We start from the raw sequence: 23,742 nt of genomic DNA, 5'->3' as shown, positions 1-23,742 counted from the left end.
GGGCGGGAGCCCGGCCCCAGCGGATACGTGCACCTTCCCGTGAGGTCACGTTCCGGTCTCGGGCGAATGTAATCGAGGTAAAGAGCCGGAGGCAAGTGATCGGGATGGAAGCGGTCGATTCGGGCTATGAGGGCGGGTACCGGATGGGCCATGTCATGAGTAGCCCCTGGGCAGGACGGCGACGGGGCAGCTCGCGGCCCGCAGCGCCTTCAGCGCCACCTCGCCGATGAACACCCGGTGCGCGGCGGCGTCCTCGCTGCTCGCGCAGACCAGCAGGTCGCCCGCGACCCAGCCGAGGTCGGCCAGCGCGCCCGCGACGTCGTCGCCCTCGCCGAGTTCGGCGGTGACGTCCTCGGCGGTCAGCGGCGCGGAGTCCAGGGCGAGCCGGATGGCGAGGGCGAGGTCGTCGCGGAGCCGTCCGGCGGGGTCGCCGGGCATGGCGAGGGTGACCAGGCGCAGCGTCGCGCCGAGCATGTGCGCCGCGACGGCGGCGCGCATGACGGCCTCCTCGCACTGCGGGCGGTCGACGTACATGACGGTGATGCGCTCCAGCCGCTCGGGCGGGGCGTACCCGGCCGGGGTCACCATGACGGCCTCGGTCGCCGAGTGCAGCAGGTGGTCGGCGGCGGTGCCGACGGCGATGCGGTGGTGCGCCCCGCCGGGCGGCGACCCGATCACGATGAGGTCGGCGCCGACCCGGCTGGCGAGGGTGGACAGGCCGCGCCCGACGCCGCGGCCCTCGTGCGAGACCAGCTCGGCGGGCTCGCCGTCCAAGCGGGCGGCGGCCTGCTCCAGCAGCGTCAGCGACTCGCCGGCGGCGGCGGGGCGGTCCGGCGGGTGGACGTGCCCGATCGTCAGCCGGCCGCCGGTGAGCGCGACGACGGCCCGGGCCAGGGCGAGCGCCTCCTGTCCGCCGGCGTCGGGCGTGTAGCCGGCCAGCACGTGTTCTCCGATCATGTAAGCCAGCATTCCCCTCCGGCGGCCCGTGAAAGATCGGGCCGGTCATCACTGCTGCGAAGGTCCGGCGGGCTGCCCGCGCCGGGTCAGCGCGAGCAGGTCGCGGGCGGGGCCGGCGGGCCGCTGCCCGGCGGGCCAGACGGCGCGCAGCGGGCGGCGCAGGTCCAGTTCCGGCACCGGGACCGCGACCAGCCGGCCGCCCGCGAGCTCGTCGGCGACCGCCAGCTCGCTGACCACGACCGGACCGGCGCCCGACACCGCCGCGGCCTTCAGCGCGGTGGTCGAGCCGAGCTGCAGCGCGGGCGGCGCCGTCCCGCCGTAGGCGGCGAGGGCCCGGTCCAGCACCTCGCGGGTGCCCGACCCCTCCTCGCGCAGGATCAGCGGGGTGGCGGCGAGCTCGGCGCCGGTCACGCCGCCGCGGCGGCGCGCCCAGCGGTGCCGGGGCGCGACGGCCACGACGAGCCGGTCGGCCGCCACGACGGTGCCGTTCAGCCCGGCGGGCGTCCGGGTGCCCTCCACGAACCCCAGGTCGGCGTCGCCGCCGCGCACCACCTCGGCGACGGCCGCGGAGTTGGCGGTGCGCAGCGTCACCGCCGTCCCGGGGTGGGTCTCGTGCAGCGCGACGAGCCAGCTCGGCATCAGGTACTCGGCGACGGTCATGCTGGCGACGACCCGCAGCCGCCCGTCGCGCCGCTCGCGCAGCGCGCCGATCCCGGCGTCCAGGGCCTGCGCGGCGTCCAGCACCTGCTGCGCCCAGCCCGCGACGAGCGTGCCGGCCTCGGTCGGCCGCGACCCGCGCGGGGAGCGCTCCAGCAGCGCCACCCCGAGCTGGCGCTCCATCGAGCGGATGCGGGCGCTGGCGGCGGGCTGGGTGACGCCGAGCTCGGCCGCCGCGCGGCCCACGCTGCCGAGCCGGACGACGGCGAGCAGCAGTTCCAGCGCGCCCAGATCGGGGACGCGTCGCGCCACGGACATAAGCCGACCTTATGCCCTCATAGATCCGCGGCGGCTACCGGCCCGGCCTCCCGCCGCCCAGGCTGGGGGCATGCTGATCCGCACCTTCGGCCCCAACTGGTACGCGAGCGTCATGGGCACCGCGATCATGGCGAACGCCGCGAACGCCCTGCCGGTGGACGTCCCGGGCCGGCGCGCCTTCGCGGTCGTGTTCTGGGCGCTGTCGGTCGCGGCGCTGCTCGCGGTCGCCGCCGCCCGCGCCGTCCACCTGACGCGGCACCGCGACGTGGCGGCCGAGCAGCTCTGGCGGAACCCGGCGACGGCCGTCTTCTACGGCTGCCCGCCGATGGCGCTGCTCGCGGTCGGATACGGCACGCTCCTCCTCGGCCCGGACGTGCTCGGCGCCCGCGCCGCGGTCGTCGCCGCGGCCGCGCTGTGGACGGCCGGCACCCTGTACGCGCTCGCCGTCGCCGCCGGGCTGCCGTACCTGATGTTGACCGGCCACGAGATACGGCCCGGCAGCGCCGACCCGACCTGGCTGCTGCCGCTCGTCGCGCCGATGGTCGCGGCGGCGACCGGCCCCGCGCTGGTCCCGTACCTGCCTGCCGGGCAGGCCCGCACGACGATGCTGTTCGGCTGCCAGGCCATGTTCGGCGCGAGCCTGCTCGCCACCCTGGTCCTGCTGCCGGTCGTGTGGTCGCGGCTGCTGCACCACGAGCTCGCCCCGGTCACGCTGACGCCGGCGCTGTTCCTGGTGCTCGGGCCGCTCGGCCAGTCGGTCACCGCCGCCGTCCAGTTCGCGGGCGTCGCCGGCCCCTACGCCCCGGCGCTGCGGGTCTTCGCCGTCCTGTACGGCGTGCCCGTCATGGGGTTCGCGCTGCTCTGGCTCGTCACGGCCGCCGCGGTGAACGTCCGCGCGCTGCGCCGGGGGATGCCGTTCGCGATGACGTGGTGGGCGTGGACGTTCCCGGTCGGCACCTGTGTCACCGGCGCCGCCGGGCTCGCCCGGCTGACCGGCCTCACCGTGTTCACCGTGGTGGCGGCCGTCCTCTACCTGCTGCTGGCCGCGGCCTGGACGGTCGCGGCGGCCCGCACGGTGCGCCTGATCGCCCGCCGCCCGGCGGATGCGGGGGGTAAGGGAATGGTTGCAAGCCGTTCAAGGGCGGGTAACATGCTGGCTGACGTCCCCCGATGATGCACCGGTTCCGGCCGGTGGGAGATGGCAGAGGCGGCGGTGTCCCTACAAAGCCTGGAACGACGGTCGGGGAGGCTGCCGGCGCAGCTGACCAGCTTCGTGGGCCGCGATGAGGAGCTCGAGCAGATCGGGCGGCTGTTCGACCGGTGCCGCCTGGTCACGCTGACCGGCCCGGGCGGCGTCGGCAAGACGCGGCTCGCGGTGCGCGCGGCGGACGGCCTGGCCGACCGCTTCCCCGCCGGGGTCTGCTTCGTCGACCTGGCCGCGCTGCGCGACCCGCTGCTGCTGCCGCAGGCCGTCGGCGAGGCGCTCGGCCTGCCCGACACCGACCACGTCGCCGCGCTGGACGACCTGGTCGGCCGCCTCGCCGAGCTCAGCCTGCTGCTGGTGCTGGACACCTGCGAGCACCTGGTCGACGCGTGCGCGCTGCTCGCCGAGGTGCTGCTGCGCAACGCCCCCGACCTGCGCGTGCTGGTCACCAGCCGGCAGCCGCTGGACGTCGCGGGCGAGCACACCCTGGTCGTGGCGCCGCTGGCCAGCCCCATCCCCGACCGCTACGACGGCGCCGAGCCGTGCGAGTCGGTGACGCTGTTCGCCGAGCGCGCCGCCGCCGTCGTGCCCGGCTGGACCGTCACCCCCGCCAACCACGGCGCCGTCGCGCTGCTCTGCCACCGGCTGGACGGCATCCCGCTCGCGCTGGAGCTGGCCGCGGTCCAGCTGCGCGCGCTGTCGGTCGAGCAGATCGTCGACCGGCTCGACCGCCGGGTGCTGCACGTGCGCGCCATGCGCACCACGATGCCCCGGCACCAGACGCTGCAGGCCGCGATCGACTGGAGCCACGAGCTCTGCTCGCGCGGCGAGCGGACGCTGTGGGCGCGGCTGTCGGTGTTCGCCGGCGACTTCGACCTGGAGGGCGCCGAGCACGTCTGCGCGGACGCCGACCTGCCCGCCGCGCGGGTCTACGAGCTGCTCGCGGGCCTGGTGGCCAAGTCGATCGTGCTGCGCGCCGACCACGATGGCACGGCCCGGTACCGGATGCTCGACACCATCCGCGAGTACGGCGCCGAGCTGCTGGAGCGGGCGGGCGCCGCCGAGACGATCCGGGACCGGGCGTTCGGCTACTACGCCGGCCGGATCGAGCAGGCCCGCGCCGAGCTCGGCACCGGCGCGCAGCCGCGCTGGCTGCGCTGGTTCCGCTACGAGCAGCCCAACATCCGCGCGCTGATGGAGCACGCGCTGACCGCCGGGTCCGACGACGCGCTGATGACGATCAGCCTCGGGGTGGGCCGGCTGCTGGCGCTGCAGGGCATGATCGGCGAGATCCGGCACTGGTACCGGCGCATCCTGCAGACCCGCGAGCTGCCCGGCCCGCGGGGCACCGAGCTGCTCGCGCTGGCCGGGCTCGCCGCGTCCATGCAGGGCGACCTGGACGGCGCCGCCGCGATGACCGGGCGCGCCGAGGAGCGCGCGGTGGCCGCCGGCGACACCGCCGGGCTCGGCTACATCCGCGAGGCGCAGGGCGTCGCCGCCCTGTTCGCCGGCGACCTGGACGGCGCCGGCGGGCTGCTGGCCGAGGCGGCCGGGCTGCACGGCCGGGCCGGCACCGCCGACGTGCTGGTCCCGGTCACCGAGGTGTTCCTGGCCGTCGCGTGCATGCTGGCGGGCCGGACCGAGGGCGCGCTGGAGCACGCCGCGCGCGCCGTCAAGGCGACCGAGGCCGACGGCGAGCTGTGGTGCCGCTCTTACGCGCTCTGCGTGCGCGGCCTCACCCGGGTCCTCGGCGACCAGGCCGAGCAGGCCCGCCCGGACCTGCACGAGGGGCTGCGCGTCAAGCGCGAGCTCGGCGACCGGCTCGGCATCGCCCTCGCGCTGGACATGAGCGCGGCCTGCCTGGCCACCCTCGGCGACGCCCCGGCCGCGATCCGGATGTTCGCCGTCGCCGACCGGCTGCGCAACTTCACCGGCACGACGCTGTTCGGCCCCCAGCACGGCGTGCTGCGCGAGGTGTACGAGCAGCAGACGCGCGAGGCGGTCGGCGAGCAGGCCTACCGGGAGACCTACGAGGCGGGGCTGCGGCTCGACATGGACCTGGCGGTCGCCGAGGCGCTCGGCGAGCTGCCCGACCCGGGGCCGGCGGAGGAGGGCGCCGAGGGGGACGGGAACCCGCTGACGCCGCGCGAGCTGGAGATCGCCGGGCTGGTCGCGCAGGGCCTGACCAACCGGGAGATCGCCGCGCGCCTGGTCATCGCCAAGCGCACCGCCGACTCCCATGTCGAGCACATCCTGGCCAAGCTCGGCTTCACCTCCCGCGCCCAGATCGCCGCCTGGTCCGCCCGCCGCTCCGAGCCGTGATCAGTGCTCGGGGTGCACGGCGCCGTCGATGTAGGACGCGGCGAGCAGCGTGAAGATGTAGGCCTGCAGCGCCTGCACGAACATCTCGAACGCGGTCATGACCACCGACATCAGCGCGCCGACCAGCCCGACGCCGAAGCCCGCCGGGGTGACCTTCACCGCCAGGAACCAGTAGGCGACCGAGGCGAAGAACGCCAGCAGCAGATGCCCGGCGAACATGTTGGCGAACAGCCGGATCGACAGGGTGGCGGGCCGCAGCACCAGGTGCTGGAGCAGCTCGATCGGCGACAGCACCAGGTACACCCACCACGGCTGGCCGGGCGGGAACATCACGTTGCGGGCGTAGCCGGTGAGGCCCTGGTGCCGGACGCTCAGGAACAGGTACAGCCCGTAGACCATCAGGGCCAGCAGCAGCGGCAGCGCGAAGTGGGAGGTGCCCGGCAGCTGCAGCACCGGCACAACGCCCATCAGGTTCATGACCAGCACGAACAGGAACAGCGGGAACAGCAGCGGCATCCAGGCGTCGCCGTCCTTGCCGATCGTCGGCCGGGCGATCTGGTCGCGCACGAACAGGTAGCCGAGCTCGCCGGGGCTCTGCAGCCCGCGCGGGACCAGGCGGGGGCGGCGGAAGGCCGCCCCGCAGAAGGCGGTCACGATCGCCGCGGACAGCGCGATGATGAGGACGGGCTTGGTGAGCCAGCGCAGCCAGGCCGGCCCATCGGGGAACAGCGGCCCCCAGTGGAAGATCGAGGAGTCGGGGGCGTGGAATTCCTGGCCGCCTGAGGCCAGGGCGTGCGCGACGATCACATCCGGTCCCTTCCCGGTCAGCCGAACGCGGTACGGGCGAGCCAGTGGTCGAGCAGGGGGCGGTCGCCCGCGACTTCGATCCTAGGGTCGTCCGCGCCGATCCGGCGGGTGAGCACGAGCAGCAGATGGGCGGCCGGGCCGCGGACCTCGACCTGCCCGCCGCCGCGCGTCCGCTCCCAGACGGGCCCGTCCGGGCGGCGGGTGATCAGCCAGCCGTCCAGGTCGCTCTCGGCGGGGCGGAACAGCAGCGTCTCGCCGTCGCCGCGCAGGTCGGCCCCGCGCTCGGTGGTCTTCAGCACGTCCAGCAGGTCCATCAGCTCGCCGATCCCGTCGTCGGCGAGGTCGGGCGCGAGCTCCCAGGGCCCGCCGAGCGCCAGCGCGGCGTCGGCGTGGTGGACGGTGGTCTCGTGCAGCATCCGCCGCAGCCAGAACGCGGCGGGCCGGTCGCCGAAGAAGGTCCACACCAGGCGGCCGGGATCGGCCTGGACCGCCTCGATCACCTGCTCGGCGCCCGCCTCCAGCCCGTCGGCCCCCACGGCGGGATGCTCCTCCTCCGCCCGGCCTTCCAGCAGACCGGCGACCCAGCGGTGCGCATGGCCGACGTGCTCGACGAGCGTGCGCACCGTCCAGCCGGGGCAGGTCGGCACCGGCGCGTCCGGATCGGCGCCGGACACGAGCGCGGCGAAGGCGGCGGCGTGGTCGCGGAGCCCGGCCGCCAGCCGGGCGTTGTCCAAAGGGCTCATGCCGTTACCGTAAGAACTCCACCCGGGTGGAGGTTCAAGTGCCTGTGACCGACGACACACCCCACGGCATCGGGATCGGAGAGCTGGCGCGGCGCACGGGCCTGCCCGTGCGCACCGTCCGCTTCTACTGCGACGAGGGCCTGCTGCCGGCCGCGCGCAGCGCGGGCGGGCACCGCCGCTTCGACGCCGGCGCGGTGGAGCGGCTGCGGACGGTGCGGCGGCTGCGCACTCTCGGCCTCGGCCTTCCCGCCATCGCCGAAGTGCTGGCCGGTGAGCGCTCGGTCGAGGAGGCCGCCGCCGCTGAGCGGGCCGCCCTGGACGCCGAGATCGCCGCGCTCGCCTGGCGCCGCGCCTCGCTGCGCGCGGTCGAGGAGGCCCCGCCCACCGAGCGCGCCGCCAGGCTGGAGCTGCTCGGCGCGGTCGCGCAGGGCGCCGCGGCCCGCTCCGCGCTCACCGCGTTCTGGCGCAGCGCCGTCGTCGCCGAGCTGCCCGGCCCGCTGCTGAGCGACTTCGTCGCGCTCTGGGCGCCCGACCCGCCGGCCGACTCCGACCCCGCGCAGGTCGTCGCCTACGCCGGCCTCGTCGCGCTCACCGCCGACCGGACGCTCCTGCGGCACCTGCGGGCGCGCGGCCGGGTCAACATGGCCGCGATCCGCGACGAGGGCGAGCTGATGCTCGGCGTCGGCGCGGCGTGCGGGCTGGCCGCGCCGTCCGTGGCGGCGGGGGAGGAGCCCGGCCCCGGCCCGGCGCTGGAGCGGTTCGTCGCCGCGCACACCGAGCTGCGCGGCGGCCGCGACGACCCCGCGTTCCGCCGCCACCTGTACCGCGAGCTGTCCCTGGACCAGGACCCGCGCATCGACCGGTACTGGCGGCTGGTCGCCGAGGTGACGGGCGAGCCGGTCAACCTCGGCAGCATGCACGCCTGGCTGCTGCGGGGCCTCGGCCGGCGGGTGCTGCAGGAGGCGGCCTGACGTGTCCCGGCGCCCGCGCCGGGGTACCGGCCCGGCATGGGGATGAACTGCCTGGTCACCGGCGCGACGGGGTACATCGGCGGGCGCCTGGTGCCCGAGCTGCTCGCGGCCGGCCACCGGGTCCGCTGCATGGCCCGCGACCCGGGACGGCTCCGCGACCACCCCTGGGCGGGCGAGGTGGAGACCGCGCGGGCCGACGTGCTGGACGCCGCCGCGCTCCGCGCCGCGCTGGAGGGCGTCGACGTCGCCTACTACCTGGTCCACGCGATGGGCGGGGCGGGCGACTTCGCCGACCGCGACCGCCGCGGCGCCCGCAACTTCGCCGCCGCCGCGCACGAGGCGGGCGTGCGCCGCGTCGTCTTCCTCGGCGGCCTGGAACCGGACGGGCGGTCGTCGCCGCACCTGCGCTCGCGCGCCGAGGTCGCGCGGATCCTGCTGGAGGGCCCCGTGCCCGCCGCCGTGCTGCGCGCCGGCGTCATCATCGGGTCCGGCTCGGCGTCGTTCGAGATGCTGCGCTACCTGACCGAGCGGCTGCCGGTCATGGTCACCCCGCGCTGGGTGCACTCGCGCGTCCAGCCGATCGCGGTCCGCGACGTGCTGCGCTACCTGACCGGCGTGGCGGAGCTGCCGCCGGAGGTGGACCGGGCCTTCGACATCGGCGGCCCGGACGTGCTCACCTACCGCGAGATGATGCTGCGCTACGCCTCGGTCGCGGGCCTGCCCCGGCGGCTGATCCTGCCGGTCCGGGTCCTGTCGCCGAAGCTGTCGAGCCTGTGGGTCGGGCTGATCACCCCGGTGCCCGGCGGCCTCGCCCGGCCGCTGGTGGAGTCGCTGACCAGCGAGGTCGTCTGCCGCGAGCACGACATCGCCGGGTACGTGCCCGACCCGCCGGGCGGCCTGACCGGCTTCGACGACGCCGTCGGCCTCGCGCTGAAGCGCGTCCGCGAGGCCGACGTCACCACCCGCTGGAGCTCGGCGTCCACGGCGGGCGCGCCGAGCGACCCGCTGCCGACCGACCCGGACTGGGCGGGCGGCAGCCTCTACGCCGACGAGCGCGAGCTGCGCACGGCCGCACCGCCGGACGCGGTGTGGCGGGTCATCGAGGGCGTCGGCGGTGAGAACGGCTGGTACTCGCTGCCGGTCGCCTGGCGGCTGCGCGGCCTGCTGGACCGCCTGGCCGGGGGTGTCGGCCTGCGCCGGGGCCGCCGCGACCCGCGGCGGCTGCGCGTCGGCGACGCCGTCGACTTCTGGCGGGTGGAGGAGCTGGAGCCGGGGCGCCTGCTGCGGCTGCGCGCCGAGATGCGGCTGCCCGGCCTCGCCTGGCTGGAGATGTCGGTGCGCCCCGCGGCGGACGGGCCCGGCTGCGTCTACGCCCAGCGTGCGGTCTTCCACCCGCACGGGCTGCTCGGCCATCTGTACTGGTGGGCGATCGCGCCCTTCCATGGGCTGATCTTCGGCGGGATGCCCCGCAACATCGTGCGCGCCGCCCGGGCGGAGGTCTGACGCCGGAATAGACCACGGGCGGATACGGTTCTCCGGGATACTGATTGAAATTTCTACTACTTCGGAGGCCGTCATGCAGTTCGGGATCTTCAGCGTCGGCGACGTCACGCCGGACCCGACCACGGGACGCGCCCCGACCGAGCACGAGCGCATCAAGGCGATGGTCGCGATCGCCAACAAGGCCGAGGAGGCCGGGCTGGACGTCTTCGCCACCGGCGAGCACCACAACCCGCCGTTCGTGCCCTCGTCCCCGACCACCATGCTCGGCCACATCGCCGCCATCACCGAGCGGCTGATCCTGTCCACCGCCACCACGCTGATCACCACCAACGACCCGGTGAAGATCGCCGAGGACTACGCGATGCTGCAGCACCTGGCCGACGGCCGGGTGGACCTGATCATGGGCCGCGGCAACACCGGCCCGGTCTACCCCTGGTTCGGCAAGGACATCCGCGACGGCATCGCCCTGGCGGTCGAGAACTACCACCTGCTGCACCGCCTCTGGCGCGAGGACGTCGTGGACTGGGAGGGCAAGCACCGCACGCCGCTGCAGTCGTTCACCTCGACCCCGCGCCCGCTGGACGGCGTCCCGCCGTTCGTCTGGCACGGCTCCATCCGCAGCCCCGAGATCGCCGAGCAGGCCGCCTACTACGGCGACGGCTTCTTCGCCAACAACATCTTCTGGCCGAAGGAGCACTACCAGCGGCTCATCGGGCTGTACCGGCAGCGCTTCGAGCACTACGGGCACGGCTCGGCCGACCAGGCGATCGTCGGGCTCGGCGGCCAGGTCTTCATGCGCCGCAACTCCCAGGACGCGGTCAAGGAGTTCCGCCCCTACTTCGACAACGCCCCCGTCTACGGGCACGGCCCGTCGCTGGAGGAGTTCATGGCCGAGACGCCGCTGACCGTCGGCAGCCCCGAGCAGGTCATCGAGCGCACCCTGCGGTTCCGCGAGCACTTCGGCGACTACCAGCGCCAGCTGTTCCTGGTCGACCACGCGGGCCTGCCGCTGGAGACCGTCCTGGAGCAGATCGAGATCCTCGGCGAGGAGGTCGTGCCGGTGCTGCGCAAGGAGTTCCAGATCGGCCGTCCCGCGCACGTCCCGGACGCCCCGACGCACGCCTCCCTGCGCGCCGCGGCCGAGAAGGCGGTGGCCTGATGTACGACCTCGCCGTGGTCTCGGCCGGCCTGAGCCGGCCCTCGTCCACCCGCATGCTCGCCGACCGGCTCGCCGCCGCCACGGCGGACGCCCTCGGCGGGCAGGCGCGGGTGCACGCCTTCGACCTGCGCGACCACGCCCGCGCCCTGGCCGACAACCTGGTCACCGGCTTCCCCGGCGGCGCCCTGCGCGAGGTGCTGGAGACGGTGACCGGCGCGGACGGCCTGATCGCCGTGACGCCGGTCTTCAACGCCTCCTACAGCGGCCTGTTCAAGACGTTCTTCGACGTCGTCGAGCCGGGCGCGCTGGAGGGGACGCCGGTGCTGCTCGGCGCGACCGGCGGCACCGCCCGCCACTCCCTGGTCATCGACATGGCGATGCGCCCGCTGATGGCCTACCTGCGTGCCACCGCCGCCCCGACCGGGGTGTACGCGGCGTCGGAGGACTGGGGGAGCGGCGAGACCGGCCTCGCGGCCCGCATCGAGCGGGCCGGCGGCGAGCTCGCCGCGCTCGTGGCGGCCCGCACGCCCGCCGCCCGGCCCGATCCCTACGCCGAGCCGGTCCCGTTCGCCGAGCTGCTCGGCGCCACGGGGAGCTGACGGTCAGGGGAAGGGCCGCATCACCACGGCGATCACGATCCGCAGGACGACCAGCACGGCCAGCGCGGCCAGCACGAGCGAGCCGAGCGGCCGGGACCAGAACACCGCGGTCCCGCCGACCAGCACGAACGCGCGCAGTGTCCGGTGGTTCGCCCGTATCCAGCCACCTGAGCGTTCCCGCATGGGCCCTCCCGCCGCTGCTCGTCCCGGCGGGGGAGGACGGGGCCGACGCTAACGGCATTGCCGCGCCGGCCCCGATTGAAACGTCCCGTTCGCACCCTCTGACCGGCCACGCCCGGACCGCGAGAAGGGGCGTGGCGGTTTCCTGCCCGATTTCGGGCAGGAAACTTGGGTTCTACAGGCCGGATGACGCACACTCGGTCTGTGCCGCCAGCCGAACACCTTCACGAGGACCTCGTCGCGCACCTCACCCGGACCAGCTCGCTGAGCCCCGGCGAGGCCGCGCGGGTGGTCGCCGACGTGCTCGCCTACTTCGGCGAGCCGACCGAGGAGTTCGTGCGGCGGCGGCACGCCGAGCTGAAGGCGCGGGGCCGGACCAACGAGCAGATCTTCTCCCGGATCGCCGCCGAGCTTCCGCTGCGCCGCGTCGCCCCCGCGGAGCTGTCCCTGCGGCAGCTCCGCCGCATCGTCTACGGATGAGGAGCCCGTCACCGTGTGTGGAATCGTCGCCTACATCGGCCCCCAGGACGCCGTCCCGATCCTGGCCGAGGGTCTGCAGCGCCTGGAGTACCGGGGCTACGACTCGGCCGGCCTGGCCGTCGTCGGCCGCGGCGGCGAGCTGAAGGTCCGCAAGGCCAAGGGCCGCGTGCACGAGTGCGTGGACGCGCTGCCCGCCCGGTTCAAGGGCTCCCCGGGCATCGGCCACACCCGGTGGGCCACCCACGGCGAGCCGACCGACGCCAACGCCCACCCGCACGTGTCGGGCACCGTCGCCGTCGTGCACAACGGCATCATCGAGAACGCCGAGGAGCTGCGCGCCAAGCTCACCGCGGACGGCGTGGAGTTCTCCTCCGAGACCGACAGCGAGGTGCTCGCCCACCTCATCGCCCGCTCCGGCGCGGCCGAGCTGGAGGAGGCCGTCCGGCAGGCGCTCACCGCGATCGTCGGCACCTACGGCATCGCCGTGGTCGACTCGGCCCGCCCCGACCGCGTCGTGGTCGCCCGCAACGGCAGCCCGGTCGTGCTCGGCATCGGCGACAAGGAGATGTACGCCGCCTCCGACGTCGCCGCGCTGGTCGGGCACACCCGCCAGGTCGTCCACCTCGACGACGGCGAGCTGGCCGTCGTGCACGCCGGCGGCTTCCGCACCTTCACCCTGGACGCCCGCGCCACCGCCAAGCAGCCCGCCGACATCGAGATCGACGCCGCCTCCTACGACCACACCGGCCACGAGCACTTCATGGCCAAGGAGATCCACGAGCAGCCCGAGGCCGTCGAGCGCGCGCTGCGCGGCCGGCTGGACCCGCGCTTTCACACCGCCCACCTGGGCGGCCTGAACCTGGAACCGCGCGAGGCCCGCGCGATCCGCCGCGTCAAGATCATCGGCTGCGGCTCGGCGTACTACTCGGGGCAGATCGGCGCCCAGCTGATCGAGGAGCTGGCCCGCATCCCCGCGGACGCCGAACCGGCCTCGGAGTTCCGCTACCGCAACCCCGTCGTCGAGCCCGACACCCTGTACGTGGCGGTCAGCCAGTCCGGCGAGACCTACGACACCCTCGCCGCCGTGCAGGAGCTGCGCCGCAAGGGCGGCCGGGTGCTCGGCCTGGTCAACGTCGTCGGCAGCGCCATCGCGCGCGAGTGCGACGGCGGCATCTACCTGCACGCCGGCCCGGAGATCTCGGTCGCCTCCACCAAGACCTTCACCTCCACCTGCGTGGCGTTCGCGCTGCTGGCGCTGCACCTCGGCCGCATCCGCGACCTGTCGCCGAGCGACGGCCGCCGCATCGCGGCCGGGCTGCGCGCGCTGCCCGGCCAGATCCGCGAGATCCTCGCGCGGGAGGAGCACATCGCGTCCCTGGCGCAGGAGCTGAGCCGCTCGCCCGGGGCGTTCTTCATCGGCCGCGTGCGCGGCTACCCGGTCGCCCGCGAGGGCGCGCAGAAGCTCAAGGAGATCGCCTACCTGCACGCCGAGGCCTACCCGGCGAGCGAGCTGAAGCACGGGCCGCTCGCCCTGGTCGGCCCGGACCTGCCGACCGTCGCGGTGCTGCCGGACGACGACCTGGCGGGCAAGAACCTGGCCACGCTCGGCGAGATCCGCGCCCGCCGCGGCCCGGTCGTCGCGGTCGCGCACACCGCCCCCGACCCCAAGATCACCGAGAACGTGGTGCTGGTGCCGAAGAACGAGCCCGAGCTGGACCCGATCCTGCTGGGCGTCCCGCTGCAGCTGCTCGCCTACCACGCCGCCATCGCCCTCGGCCACGACATCGACAAGCCGCGCAACCTCGCCAAGAGCGTGACGGTGGAGTAAATCCCGTCAATGGCCGCCAAACCCCTGCGCCGGGGCGGTTCCTGCAAATACGATCTTCATGCACGCACCGGCGCACGGGGAGGCCATGATGACCAAGGACGGCAAGAAGGCCTGGGAGCTGCCCGACGTGGGCTCGCTCCCGACGGCGAACGGGCCGCAGATCGACACCTCCGTCCCGCACTCGGCCCGCGTGTACGACTACTACCTGGGCGGCAAGGACCACTTCCCCGCCGACCGGGAGATGGCCGAGCGCGCGGCGCGGAGCTGGCCCGCGGTGCGCGTCGCGGTCCGGGAGAACCGCGCCTTCCTCGGCCGCGCCGTCCGCTACCTGGTGCGCGAGGCCGGCGTCACCCAGTTCCTGGACATCGGCGCGGGCCTGCCCTCGGCCGGCAACGTGCACGAGATCGCGCAGGCGGAGGACCCGGCCGCGCGCGTGGTCTACGTCGACAACGACCCGATCGTGCTCGCGCACGCCCGCTCGCTGCTCGTCGGCACCCCCGAGGGCCGCACCGCCTACATGGACTCCGACCTGCGCGACCCCGACCGCATCCTCGGCGACCCGGTGACCCGCCGCACGCTGGACTTCGACCGCCCCATCGCCCTGATCATGGTGGCCACGCTGCACTTCATCGTGGACGCCGAGCAGCCGTGCGCGATCGTCGGCAAGCTCATGGAGGCGCTGCCGTCCGGCAGCTACTTCGCCTCCTCCCACGTGACGCCCGAGTTCGACCCCGAGGGCGTGGGCGGCCTGGTGCGCGCCTACAACAACAGCGGCATCGCCGGGCAGGCCCGCACCAAGCAGGAGTTCACCGAGATGGCGTTCGCGGGCCTGGAGCTGGTCGACCCGGGCGTGACGCTGGTGTCGGAGTGGCACCCCGACAGCGACGGCGAGCGCCCGTCCGCCGACCAGGTCAACTGGTTCGGCGGCGTCGCCCGCAAGCCGTAGCGGGCGGCCGCGGCCCGCGGTGAGAGCGCGGGCCGCGGCCACCGGGATCAGGTCACCGGGTTCTCGACCAGGTAGACCTTCGGGGACGGGGCGGCGCACGTCCCGGTGGCGGGCGTGCCGTCGTCGAAGGTGAAGGAGGCCGCGGCCTCGCCGAGCAGGACCGCGACGCTCTTGGCGCCCGCGTCCGGCGTGAACGGGCCGGCGGTCAGGGTGCCGCCGGCTGGCAGCGACACCACGATCTTCCGGTCGCGCACCAGCGTGGTCTCGGGGATGTCGATCCCGGCCGCGGCGACGTTCTGGACGGCGGGTGTGCCGCCCTCGACGCGCAGGTTCAGGGTGGTGACCCTGCCCGCGATCTTGGTGTGCCCCTTGGCGATGAGCTTGTTCACCGTCGCCGCCGGGACGGTGAGCGCGCCCGAGGACTCGGTGAAGGAGAAGGTCCCGCCGCGCTTGACGGTCAGCGGGATGTGGCCGCCGACCGCGACCCCGATGTCCATCGGCTCGCCGCCGAGCGTGCAGGCGTAGGGGGCGTTGATGATGCCGATCAGCTGGTTGGTCTCCGGCTCGGCGAAGTTCAGCGGCGCGTCCTTGATCTTGGCGGGCGGCTGCCCGGCGGGGCCGCCGATCGCGATCTTCAGCAGGGCGTTGCCGGCGGACGGCTTGCAGTCGGCCTTGATCGGCAGGCTGAACCCGGCGTCGGACCTCAGGTCCACCTCGGCCAGGGCCCGGTCGAACTTCAGCGTCGTGGCCCCCGACGGAGCGGCCTTGAACGGGCCCACGTCGAACGTGCCCGACAGCGGCAGCCCGACCTTCAGCGGCTTACCGGCGTCGATCTTGATGTCCTTGACCTCGAACGGCCTGTCCTTGGCGATGTTGATCGACTCGGGTGTGGAGGTGCTGGCCCCGATGCTCAGATCGGTGATCTTCGCGTCCGCCTTGGAGAGGCCGAGGAGCGGCGCCAGCGCCGTCAGCCAGGACGGGAAGGTGATGCTGCCCGATCCCTGGGTCAGCCAGAACTCCTGCCCCGGGCCGAGCTGCACCGGGGCCACGCCCTGCACGTCGACGTCGACCGGCAGGTAGAAGAACGGCAGCCCGGCCATCGAGATAGTGCAGCCGATCGGCAGCTTGAACCGGCCGGTGTCCACCCCCACCTCGGGCACGTCCTTCAGGGGCAGGGCCCCGGCCGGCGGGACGACCGCCAGCATGCCGCACAGCATCGCGGCGGCGACCAGTAGCGTACGGAGCCGGCCCCGGTATGGGCGGGCCCCGCCGTTGCGTCTTCCCGGCGTCCAGGGGGCGCCGGCCGAGAGTTGCGTCCACCGCATGACGGTGATCACCTCACAGAAATGAGACGACGATTTCGGCCCTTATCCTCACCGCCGCCGCCGGGTCATCCTAGGCATTCGCCTGACATATCAAGACGCGTATTCTGTGGAAATGCGAATACCGTTTGAATGGATCATGGAACACTGTATGAACAGCCGATAATGATCCTTTGGGGGCGCCGTCGTCCGGCGGCTAGACGGGCTGCGCGGTCAGCAGCGCGCGGACCCGGTCCACGGTCTCGGCGTGCCAGTCGTCCAGCAGGGCGATCAGCTGCCGGCCGAGGGCCTCGTCCGTGGTCTCCCAGGCGGTGATCAGCTCGCCCCACCACCACAGGTGCGCCCCGGGGTCGGCGTAGACCGCCTCCAGCACCTCGGGCACCTCGGCCAGCAGCCCGCCCAGGGAGTTGATCAGCCCGATCCCGATCCCGGCGCCCGTCGCGGCGCTCGCCGACCGCAGGATCTGCATGACCCCCTGGTGCACCCGCGCCGGCGTGGTGTCCCCCTCGCCGACCAGCAGCTCCAGCTGCCGCCACGCCCGGCGCGCCGGCGCGGCGTCGTGGGCCCCCTGGTCCGCCATGATCTTCGCCAGGGTCGCCGCGTAGAACACCTGCAGCATCTCCAGCAGCTCCTGCACGCTGCGCACCGCCAGGTCGGGCAGCCGCCGCGAGAAGCGGAACAGATACCGCCAGGTCTCGATCCCGCCGTCCGCCCGCACGTCGCGGACCACGACGCCGAGGCCGTGCCGCGGCTCGACGAACCCCGCCGCGTGCAGCCGGCTCAGCACCTGCTGCACCGTCGAGGGGTTGACGTCGTGCTCGGCGGCCAGCCGCCGGATCGACGGCAGCGTCTCACCCGCCCTGACCTGCCCGGAGGCGATCTGGAACGCCACCCGGTCCGCGACCTGGTCGACCATCGTGCCCCGCGCCATGACCTTGCCGCCCCAACCCCTTGCCGGCACCTGCGATGCGGGACAGTGTAGGACCCCCGCCGGTCAGGCGGGCGTCCCCCTCGCGCCGATCGCCTCCATCATCGGCGGCCAGGCCCGGCCGAGCTCGGGGATCCACTCGGGCCAGGCGTGCCACCCGTCGCCGTAGATGTGCGCCGTGACGGGGATCCCCAGCTGCCCGAGGCGGGCGACGAACGAGCGGTTCATCTGGCCGACGAGGACCTCGCTGAGCTGGGTCAGCCGCCACTGGCCGTCCTTGGGCGTGTAGGGGCCGTTCAGGCCGGTGGTGCCGCTGGAGACGTACAGGCCGACGCCGCGCAGCTGCGGGGCCAGGTGGTAGGGGTCGTGCGCGCGCCAGTTCGCGTCGTCCCGGCCGGGGACGCCGAAGATGCGGAACGCGTCGAGGCCGAAGCCGAGCAGGTTCACCGTGAGGAGGAACGCCTGCATGCCGTCCATGGTCAGATGGGTGGACCCGCTGAAGGAGGCGGCGTAGCGGAACATGCCGGGATGGCGGGCGGCGTAGGCCATCGCGCCCTGGCCGCCGGAGGAGACGCCCATCACGGCCCGCCGGTCCCCGGCGCGGTACCCCTTCAGCATCTCCACCAGCTCCCCGGTGTGGAAGCTCTCCCAGCGCGGGGTCCCGCCCTTGCCGTCGTTCCACCAGTCGGTGTAGCTGCCGTTGATGCCGCCGGTCGGCATGACGACGATGACGTCCCAGCGCGCGGCGAGCCCCTCGATGTCGGTCTCGCGGGTCCAGGAGGTGTAGTCGTCGCGGCCGCCCTGCAGCGCGAAGACCACCGGCCACGTCCGGGACGCGGTGCGGGACCAGCCCTTGGGCAGCAGCAGCCGGACGTCGACCCGGTCGCCGACGTTCGCCGAGTACCAGGACAGGTCGAGCGTCCGCGCGTCCCGCCACGTCTCGGTGACGCCGGCGGGGGCGCCGGCCGCGGCGGGCAGGGCCGTGACGAGCGAGAACAGCAGCGCGAGCGCGGCCAGGAGGCGTTTCATCCGAGGTTCTTTCTGGCTAGGACCCGGTAGGCGTTGCTGTTGTTCCGGGCGATCGGGGTGGTCAGCAGGTCCAGCAGGACGGCCGCGCCCATGAGCGGGGCGGCGAGGACGAGCGTGGCGAGGACGCCCGCGTACTCGCGGGGGCCGGGGACGCGGGGCCACCAGGGGCGGTCGGCGTCCAGCCCGAGCCGGTTGACGACGGCGGCGGCCGCCGCGGCGAAGTCGGGGCCCTGGTGGGCCTCCCGGCGCTCCTCGGCGAGGACTTCGAGGCCCCGCTGCTCCAGCGCGGTCCGCAGGTTGGCGAGGGGGATCATGTGCAGGTGCTGCGGGGCGAGCCACGGCACCCAGTGGCCGCGCAGCACCCGGGCGAACCACGACTCGGGGTCGGGCAGCTCGATCAGCAGGTGCCCGCCCGGCGGCAGCGCCTTGGCGGCGGCGTCGAGCTCGGCGAGCGGATCGGGCGTGTGCTCCAGGTAGTGGTGCATGCTGATGACGTCGTAGCGCCCGGCCAGCTCGGGCAGGAGCATGCGGAACTCGCCCCGGTAGGCGCGGCCGACCCAGCCGCGCCGGCCGCCCTCCTCGACCGCCGAGCCGAAGTCCAGGCCGTCGAACCGGGTCTCGGGCAGGACGGTCCGGGCGGCGCGGCAGAAATGCCCCTTGCCCGTGCCGACGTCCAGCCAGGCCCGCGGCCGCGTCACCCGGCCCACCATGGCGGCGCGCGCCAGGTACCAGGAGGTGTTCGAGCAGAGGATCCGCTCGGCCAGCACGTCCCCGAGCCCGTCGTAGACGTCCTTGTAGTAGAAGGCCAGCCCCTCGGGGGTGAGGCGCGGGTTCTGGAAGACGTGCCCGCAGTCGTCGCACCGTTCCAAGGGGAAGCGTCCGGGTTTGCCCTGGAGGATGTCGCGTGCCACGACGTGCCCGCCCAGTGCGGTGGAGCCGCACCACGGGCAGGTGTCGGCCCGCGCCCCCGCGAACCGGCCGACACCGCGGTCGATCTCCGCCCGGTACCAGGCCCGCGCCTCCTCCCTGCGGGCCAGCAGGCCCCGCTCCCAGCGCGTCCTCGGCGCGGTGAGCGTCCGCACGAACGACACCGGGACGTGGAGCGGCCGGAGCAGGCAGACGCGGAGCAGGTTCCGCGGGCGCACCGGGGAGCCCGCGAAGACCAGGCAGGGCAGGAGGCAGTACCACAGCGCCAGCAGCAGGCCCGGCACCGGCGCCAGCACGACGCTCCCCACGACCAGGAGGTGGCCGGCGACCATGGCCGCCAGCGTCTGCGGCAGGGCCAGCGTCTGCGGGATCACCAGGGCCAGCGCGCGCATGCGGGCCCGCCGGTAGCGCAGCTGGCCACGGCCCCCGATCCCGGCGACGACGATGTCGGCCGCGCCGGTGTAGAGCTTGAGCCGGGCCGTGGCCGCGCCGAGCTCGTCGGGGTCCAGGTCCGTGACCTGGCCGATCCCGGCGGCGGCCACCGCCTCCCGGGACGCCAGGACCGCGTGGCAGGCGCCCCGGCCCATGCCGAAGGCGTCGCGGCGGTAGGCGGCGAAGTCGGTGTGGCGGACCAGGTCGAGGACCTCGTCGACCGGGAGGTCGCGCGGCAGCAGGTCGAGGAGGCCGAGCCCGCCGGCGCGGGCGTGCCGCACGGCCGCCCGCACGACCTCCTCGGGTACCCGGACATGACGCGCCGTGAGCAGCACGTAGTCCGGGCCGGCGGCACCCCCCTCTGGTGCCGCCGGCGATAGTGGGCGCAACGCGCACAACCTGGTCCGCAGGCGCCAGGCGTTGACCGCCATGCACACGGCGACGACCGCAATGAATGCCACGGCCATTCTCTCCCCGCTTCCTGCCATTTCTCGCATGACGAGCAGAGGCTTTCGCGAAGGCTCACGAAGCCATTGATCGCACTGGGATATTCATCGGTGGACGACGAGCGCCCCGGGTCAGGGACCGCGATAATCGGGAATATGTCGATCAAGGTCCTCAACGAAGAAAAGCTCAATTCCCGGTTGTGGAGGCTGACCGTCCGCGCGGAGGCCGTGGCGGGCACGGACCTGGCGGTCCACGTGCTGCTCCCCGAGGGCTGGTCCGCCCGCCGGGAGTGGCCGCTGCTCACCCTCCACCACGGCGGCCTGGACGACTCCTCCTCGTGGATCCGCCACACCGACGTCGAGGCCCTCAGCCGCGACCGCGGCGTCCTCGTCGCCATGCCCGACGGCGGCCGGGCCGGCGGGTACGCCGACTGGCGGCGCGGCCCCCGCTGGCAGACCTTCCACGTCCACCACCTCCACGCGCTCATGCGCGAGCGGTACGGCGCCGGGCCGGTGCGCGCGGTCGCCGGGGTCTCCGGCGGCGGGTACGGGGCGCTGCTCGGCGCGGCGGCCAACCCCGGCACCTTCCGCTACGCGGCGGCGCTGAGCGCTCCGTGCACGATCCGCAGGGCGCTGTCCTCGGTCACGCTGCTCGCCGCGACCGGCATCGCCGGCCGGGTGAACCCCTTCGCCATGTGGGGCGTGCCCGTCGTCCACGGTGAGCACTGGCAGGCGGCGGACCCGCTGCACCTCGCCGCCGGCCTGCGCGGCACCGGGCTCTTCCTGTCCTGCGGCCTGACCGGCCGGCCCGGCCCCCTCGACCCGCCCGGGCCGTGGAGCGCAGCGAATCTTGCCGAACCAGTGGTCCGATCCACGGTGGGACCGTTTCTGCGGCGGCTGCGCGCCCTCGGCATCCCCGTCACCGCGCACCTGTACCGGGACGGCACGCACAGCTGGCCCTACTGGCGGCGTGAACTCCACCGCGCCTGGCCCGCCCTCATGCGGGCCTTGCAGGCACCGTAACGCCACCACCCTGCTGCCTCGCGACCGCTTCCGACCCACGCCCACCTCACCTCGCAGACGCCCCTGTCCGGGGGCGTTCTCACAGTGAAGGCAGGGGGCGGGGGCGCACCACACAGCTGACGACGGAAATGCGGGCCACTGTTTAGCAACTGTTTGAACAGTGGCCCGCACGGCATCTGAACTGTGCTGGTCGCCCGGCGGGCGGACTACAGCCCCGCGTAGGCCGCCATCACGATGCCGAGGCCCCGGTCGTCTCCGAGCGGTCCCTCCTCCAGCATCCGGTTCATCACGTACGCCACCGTCATGCGCGCGTCGAGATCGACCACGACGAGCGAGCCGCCCCAGCCGCCCCACGAGCAGGTCCGGCCCCGCACGGCGTAGCCCATGCCGTAGCGCACCTGCGCGCCCAGGATCGCGTCCTCGCCGTTGAACTGCTCGTCCAGGACCCGCTCGCAGCCGGCCTCCGACATCAGCCGCACGCCCCGCGCCAGGCCGCCGCAGGCGAGCACCGACTGCACGGCCGCGACCGACCGCGCGTTGCCGAACCCGCCCACGGACGGGATCCCCGCGCGCCGCCACGCCTCGGTGTTGGCGGCCTCGGGCGGGACGGGCGGATTTCCCAGGCCGCGTGCCGCCAGTTCGGGTGCCCTGGCCGCGGCCGGGATGACCGGGGCCACCCGGTGGTCGTGCGCGGCGGGCAGCCCGATGTGGAAGTCGGCGCCCAGCGGCCCGGCGACGTCCTCGGCGAAGAAGGCGGCGAGGGAGCGGCCGGTGACCCGGCGGACGACCTCGCCGACCAGGTACCCCTGGGTGATCGCGTGGTAGGCGCCCACCGCGCCGGGCTCGGAGCCCGGGGCCTGCCGGGCCAGCAGTTCCGTCACGGCCGGCCGGTCGTAGAGCTGCTCCACCCGCAGCGGCTCGTGCCACTCCGGCAGGCCCGCCGTATGGCCGAGCACATGCCTCAGCAGCACCCCTTCCTTGCCCGCTGCCGCGAACTCGGGCCAGTACCGCGCCACCGGCGCGTCCAGGTCGAGCACGCCGCGATCGGCGAGGACCAGCGCGCACAGCGCGGTCATCGTCTTGGTGGTGGACCAGACGCAGGTGATCGTGTCGCGCTCCCACGGCCGCGTGCGCTCCGCGTCGGCGTACCCGCCCCAAAGGTCGGCCACCGGCTCGTCGCCCAGGTACACCGCGACGGACGCGCCGACGTCCCGGTCGTCCAGGGACGCCGCCAGGGCGTCGCGCACGGCCTCGAACCTTCCCTCGCACGTCCCCTGAAGATGGGCCATGAGGAACAGCCAACCCCGGCGCCCCGCCCGCGGCAACGGGTTTTCCCGGCCCGCCCCCAAGGCCCGGCGCAATGAACGCATTGCCATATCAATGGACCGCCATGGGCAACCGCCGTCATACGGAAATCGGCAAGCCGGAATTTCCGGGCACTCGGTTCGCCCATGTTTTCTCCAGGCGGTGGCCGGGAAGCACTTCAGAGGAATTATTCGAGGGGGACGGAAAGCGGAGGTGACGGCGGTGGCCGGGCCGGAGGACGCCGATGCCCGCCCGACACCGGACCCCTTTCCGAATCCAGCCGACCAGGACCGGTGCTTTCTCAGCATCGACGGCTTCACCGCCAAGTCGATAGACGTCACCTATCACGGGCTTCCCGGAAACCGGCCGAAGGCATACGGGAACACGCTTGCGGTGTGGGAGAACACGGTCATTCCCTGGGGCGTCAAACCGCAGCGCCGGGTGCGCGTTTCGAGCAACGCGGAAAGCGGCCTGGAGACCATCACCGACCTCCAGGTCACGCGGTCGGCCTACACCGTCGCCTACTGCACCGGGCGCGAGCTCACCGACGCGGCCGCGTGCGCGACGCTGGCGGCCGGCGCCGACTTCAGCCCGCCGACCTCGGTGAGCGTCACGGCCGACCAGGTCGGCGAGCGCTCCCTGTCGGTCTCCTACCGCACGCTGTACGGATACCGGCCCCGGACCTACCGGAACTGGATCGGCCTCTGGCCCGGCCTGGTCAGTCCCTACAACGCACCCGAACCGCAGGCGCGCGCGGTGCCGTCCGACGCCAGCGAGGGCCGTCTCGTGATGGACGACATCGAACTGGCCGCCGACACCGTTTACACGCTCATCTATTTCATGGACGCGGACGCGACCACCGCCGCGGCTTTCCACACCTTCCGCACCGCCGGCTGAAAAGGCCACCACCGGTGCGCCGTCATTCACGCGCGCCGGAAAACGGCCGAACATCCCGAAGGAGACACCGTCATGACCGCCGATACTCCCACGCGCCCGCGTGGAGCCCTCGACCAGCAGTTGCTCACCACCGGATTCGAAGTGCCGCCGGACACGGTGTCCCCGAAGAACGTCGGCTACGATTTCGACACGATGCCGGGGAACCGGCCCAAAAAGAACGGCAACAAGGTCTACATCTGGGAGAGCAACAGCCCCAACATCCCGCGCACCCAGGACCCCAGGGAAACACCGGTCAACATCGACCGCCCCGACGGCGACGGCTCGTTCTCCGTGGAACTCACCACCCAGAGCTATCTGCTCGGCTACGCGGTCGGCCCGGACGTGGAGAACGTCTGCGCCACGGTGTTCGTGCCCGCCCTGGGCGACGGGGACCCCGAGATCTACCCGCCCACGATCACGCTCGGGCGCATCGGCACCAACGTGCTCACCTTCACCTACTCGATGCCCGGTGGCAGCCAGCCGCTGGCGGACAACGACTGGGTGGGGCTGTGGGAGAACCAGACCTCCCCGTCGCTCTACACCCTTCCGCCCAAGTGGTTCGACCAGCTCCCCGAGAACACCGCCCGGGGCGAGGGCTTCCTGCGCAACGTCCGCCTGCTGCGCCAGACGCCCTACATCCTCGGCTACTTCAAGGGCGGGTACGACGCGACCAGACCCGTGCAGACGACGCTCGCCTGCGCGCTGACGTTCCAGACGTGA

At 73.8% G+C, this 23,742-nt stretch carries 22 protein-coding genes; 12 read left to right on the top strand and 10 right to left on the bottom strand.

Annotated elements, in window-relative coordinates:
• Positions 1-153 precede the first annotated feature (153 nt).
• Positions 154-957, bottom strand: coding sequence for a universal stress protein (locus ACRB68_RS37085; RefSeq protein WP_153541171.1), 804 nt, complete (start codon positions 955-957; stop codon positions 154-156).
• 48 nt (positions 958-1,005) lie between these two features.
• Positions 1,006-1,932 carry a LysR family transcriptional regulator gene (locus ACRB68_RS37080; protein ID WP_153541169.1) on the bottom strand — a complete coding sequence of 309 codons (927 nt, stop codon included), beginning with the start codon at positions 1,930-1,932 and terminating at the stop codon, positions 1,006-1,008.
• Between the two features lie 70 nt (positions 1,933-2,002).
• Here ACRB68_RS37080 and ACRB68_RS37075 point away from each other — a divergent pair, with 70 nt between their 5' ends.
• Both ACRB68_RS37075 and ACRB68_RS37070 read left to right on the top strand, forming a co-directional pair.
• Positions 2,003-3,106, top strand: a complete 1,104-nt coding sequence (locus tag ACRB68_RS37075; RefSeq protein ID WP_153541167.1) for a TDT family transporter — start codon at positions 2,003-2,005, stop codon at positions 3,104-3,106.
• 39 nt (positions 3,107-3,145) lie between these two features.
• Positions 3,146-5,458: an ATP-binding protein gene (locus tag ACRB68_RS37070; protein WP_328595264.1), complete on the top strand. Its 2,313-nt coding sequence runs from the start codon at positions 3,146-3,148 to the stop codon at positions 5,456-5,458.
• Here ACRB68_RS37070 and atpB read toward each other — a convergent pair whose 3' ends face one another.
• Entirely contained in the window at positions 5,459-6,265 is an 807-nt protein-coding gene (atpB, locus tag ACRB68_RS37065; RefSeq protein ID WP_328595263.1) for a F0F1 ATP synthase subunit A, read from the bottom strand.
• Positions 6,266-6,282: 17 nt separating this feature from the next.
• Complete coding sequence (locus ACRB68_RS37060; RefSeq protein ID WP_207709966.1) at positions 6,283-7,008, bottom strand: maleylpyruvate isomerase family mycothiol-dependent enzyme; 726 nt, start codon at positions 7,006-7,008, stop codon at positions 6,283-6,285.
• 38 nt (positions 7,009-7,046) lie between these two features.
• Here ACRB68_RS37060 and ACRB68_RS37055 point away from each other — a divergent pair, with 38 nt between their 5' ends.
• The 4 genes from ACRB68_RS37055 (at position 7,047) to ACRB68_RS37040 (ending at position 11,240) form a co-directional block, all read left to right on the top strand.
• On the top strand, positions 7,047-7,979 hold the full coding sequence (locus ACRB68_RS37055) for a MerR family transcriptional regulator (protein WP_328595262.1): 933 nt from the start codon (positions 7,047-7,049) through the stop codon (positions 7,977-7,979).
• A 42-nt stretch (positions 7,980-8,021) separates the two neighbouring features.
• Positions 8,022-9,482 (top strand): SDR family oxidoreductase, encoded by a 1,461-nt coding sequence (locus ACRB68_RS37050; RefSeq protein WP_153541671.1) that lies wholly within the window; start codon positions 8,022-8,024, stop codon positions 9,480-9,482.
• A 73-nt stretch (positions 9,483-9,555) separates the two neighbouring features.
• Entirely contained in the window at positions 9,556-10,641 is a 1,086-nt protein-coding gene (locus tag ACRB68_RS37045; protein WP_153541161.1) for an LLM class flavin-dependent oxidoreductase, read from the top strand.
• A complete protein-coding gene (locus ACRB68_RS37040; RefSeq protein ID WP_153541159.1) occupies positions 10,641-11,240 on the top strand; it encodes an FMN reductase in 600 nt (199 codons plus the stop codon). The genes ACRB68_RS37045 and ACRB68_RS37040 overlap by 1 nt, the downstream gene beginning before the upstream one ends.
• Positions 11,241-11,243: 3 nt before the next feature.
• Here ACRB68_RS37040 and ACRB68_RS37035 read toward each other — a convergent pair whose 3' ends face one another.
• Positions 11,244-11,423 (bottom strand): hypothetical protein, encoded by a 180-nt coding sequence (locus tag ACRB68_RS37035; protein ID WP_153541157.1) that lies wholly within the window; start codon positions 11,421-11,423, stop codon positions 11,244-11,246.
• 201 nt (positions 11,424-11,624) lie between these two features.
• Between ACRB68_RS37035 and ACRB68_RS37030 the strand changes: the two genes are divergently transcribed.
• Genes ACRB68_RS37030 through ACRB68_RS37020 form a run of 3 tightly spaced genes read left to right on the top strand, consistent with a single transcriptional unit; the run spans position 11,625 to position 14,674 of the window.
• Complete coding sequence (locus ACRB68_RS37030) at positions 11,625-11,900, top strand: hypothetical protein (RefSeq protein WP_456356042.1); 276 nt, start codon at positions 11,625-11,627, stop codon at positions 11,898-11,900.
• Between the two features lie 13 nt (positions 11,901-11,913).
• Positions 11,914-13,728, top strand: coding sequence for a glutamine--fructose-6-phosphate transaminase (isomerizing) (gene glmS / locus ACRB68_RS37025; RefSeq protein WP_328595261.1), 1,815 nt, complete (start codon positions 11,914-11,916; stop codon positions 13,726-13,728).
• Between the two features lie 58 nt (positions 13,729-13,786).
• On the top strand, positions 13,787-14,674 hold the full coding sequence (locus ACRB68_RS37020; protein ID WP_235960893.1) for an SAM-dependent methyltransferase: 888 nt from the start codon (positions 13,787-13,789) through the stop codon (positions 14,672-14,674).
• A gap of 47 nt (positions 14,675-14,721) precedes the next feature.
• Here ACRB68_RS37020 and ACRB68_RS37015 read toward each other — a convergent pair whose 3' ends face one another.
• The 4 genes from ACRB68_RS37015 to ACRB68_RS37000 form a co-directional block, all read right to left on the bottom strand.
• Complete coding sequence (locus ACRB68_RS37015) at positions 14,722-15,879, bottom strand: DUF6801 domain-containing protein (RefSeq protein WP_235960892.1); 1,158 nt, start codon at positions 15,877-15,879, stop codon at positions 14,722-14,724.
• Between the two features lie 313 nt (positions 15,880-16,192).
• Positions 16,193-16,957 (bottom strand): GntR family transcriptional regulator, encoded by a 765-nt coding sequence (locus tag ACRB68_RS37010; RefSeq protein WP_328595260.1) that lies wholly within the window; start codon positions 16,955-16,957, stop codon positions 16,193-16,195.
• A gap of 33 nt (positions 16,958-16,990) precedes the next feature.
• Complete coding sequence (locus tag ACRB68_RS37005; protein ID WP_153541151.1) at positions 16,991-17,953, bottom strand: alpha/beta hydrolase; 963 nt, start codon at positions 17,951-17,953, stop codon at positions 16,991-16,993.
• Positions 17,950-19,605: a class I SAM-dependent methyltransferase gene (locus ACRB68_RS37000; RefSeq protein ID WP_328595259.1), complete on the bottom strand. Its 1,656-nt coding sequence runs from the start codon at positions 19,603-19,605 to the stop codon at positions 17,950-17,952. Before ACRB68_RS37000 ends, ACRB68_RS37005 begins: the two co-directional genes overlap by 4 nt.
• 309 nt (positions 19,606-19,914) lie before the next feature.
• Here ACRB68_RS37000 and ACRB68_RS36995 point away from each other — a divergent pair, with 309 nt between their 5' ends.
• The gene (locus ACRB68_RS36995) at positions 19,915-20,781 is read left to right on the top strand and encodes an alpha/beta hydrolase (RefSeq protein ID WP_153541148.1); all 867 of its coding nucleotides are present in this window, start codon (positions 19,915-19,917) and stop codon (positions 20,779-20,781) included.
• A gap of 206 nt (positions 20,782-20,987) precedes the next feature.
• On the opposite strand, the gene ACRB68_RS36990 is transcribed toward ACRB68_RS36995, so the two are convergent.
• Complete coding sequence (locus tag ACRB68_RS36990; protein ID WP_207709965.1) at positions 20,988-22,028, bottom strand: serine hydrolase domain-containing protein; 1,041 nt, start codon at positions 22,026-22,028, stop codon at positions 20,988-20,990.
• A gap of 271 nt (positions 22,029-22,299) precedes the next feature.
• On the opposite strand from ACRB68_RS36990, the gene ACRB68_RS36985 reads away from it, so the two are divergent.
• The gene (locus ACRB68_RS36985; protein WP_194293593.1) at positions 22,300-22,983 is read left to right on the top strand and encodes a hypothetical protein; all 684 of its coding nucleotides are present in this window, start codon (positions 22,300-22,302) and stop codon (positions 22,981-22,983) included.
• Between the two features lie 72 nt (positions 22,984-23,055).
• Positions 23,056-23,742 carry a hypothetical protein gene (locus ACRB68_RS36980; RefSeq protein WP_153541142.1) on the top strand — a complete coding sequence of 229 codons (687 nt, stop codon included), beginning with the start codon at positions 23,056-23,058 and terminating at the stop codon, positions 23,740-23,742.

This window comes from Actinomadura macrotermitis, assembly GCF_009604375.1.
Taxonomy (GTDB): domain Bacteria; phylum Actinomycetota; class Actinomycetes; order Streptosporangiales; family Streptosporangiaceae; genus Spirillospora; species Spirillospora macrotermitis.
This window is presented reverse-complemented; position numbering and strand designations above follow the sequence as displayed.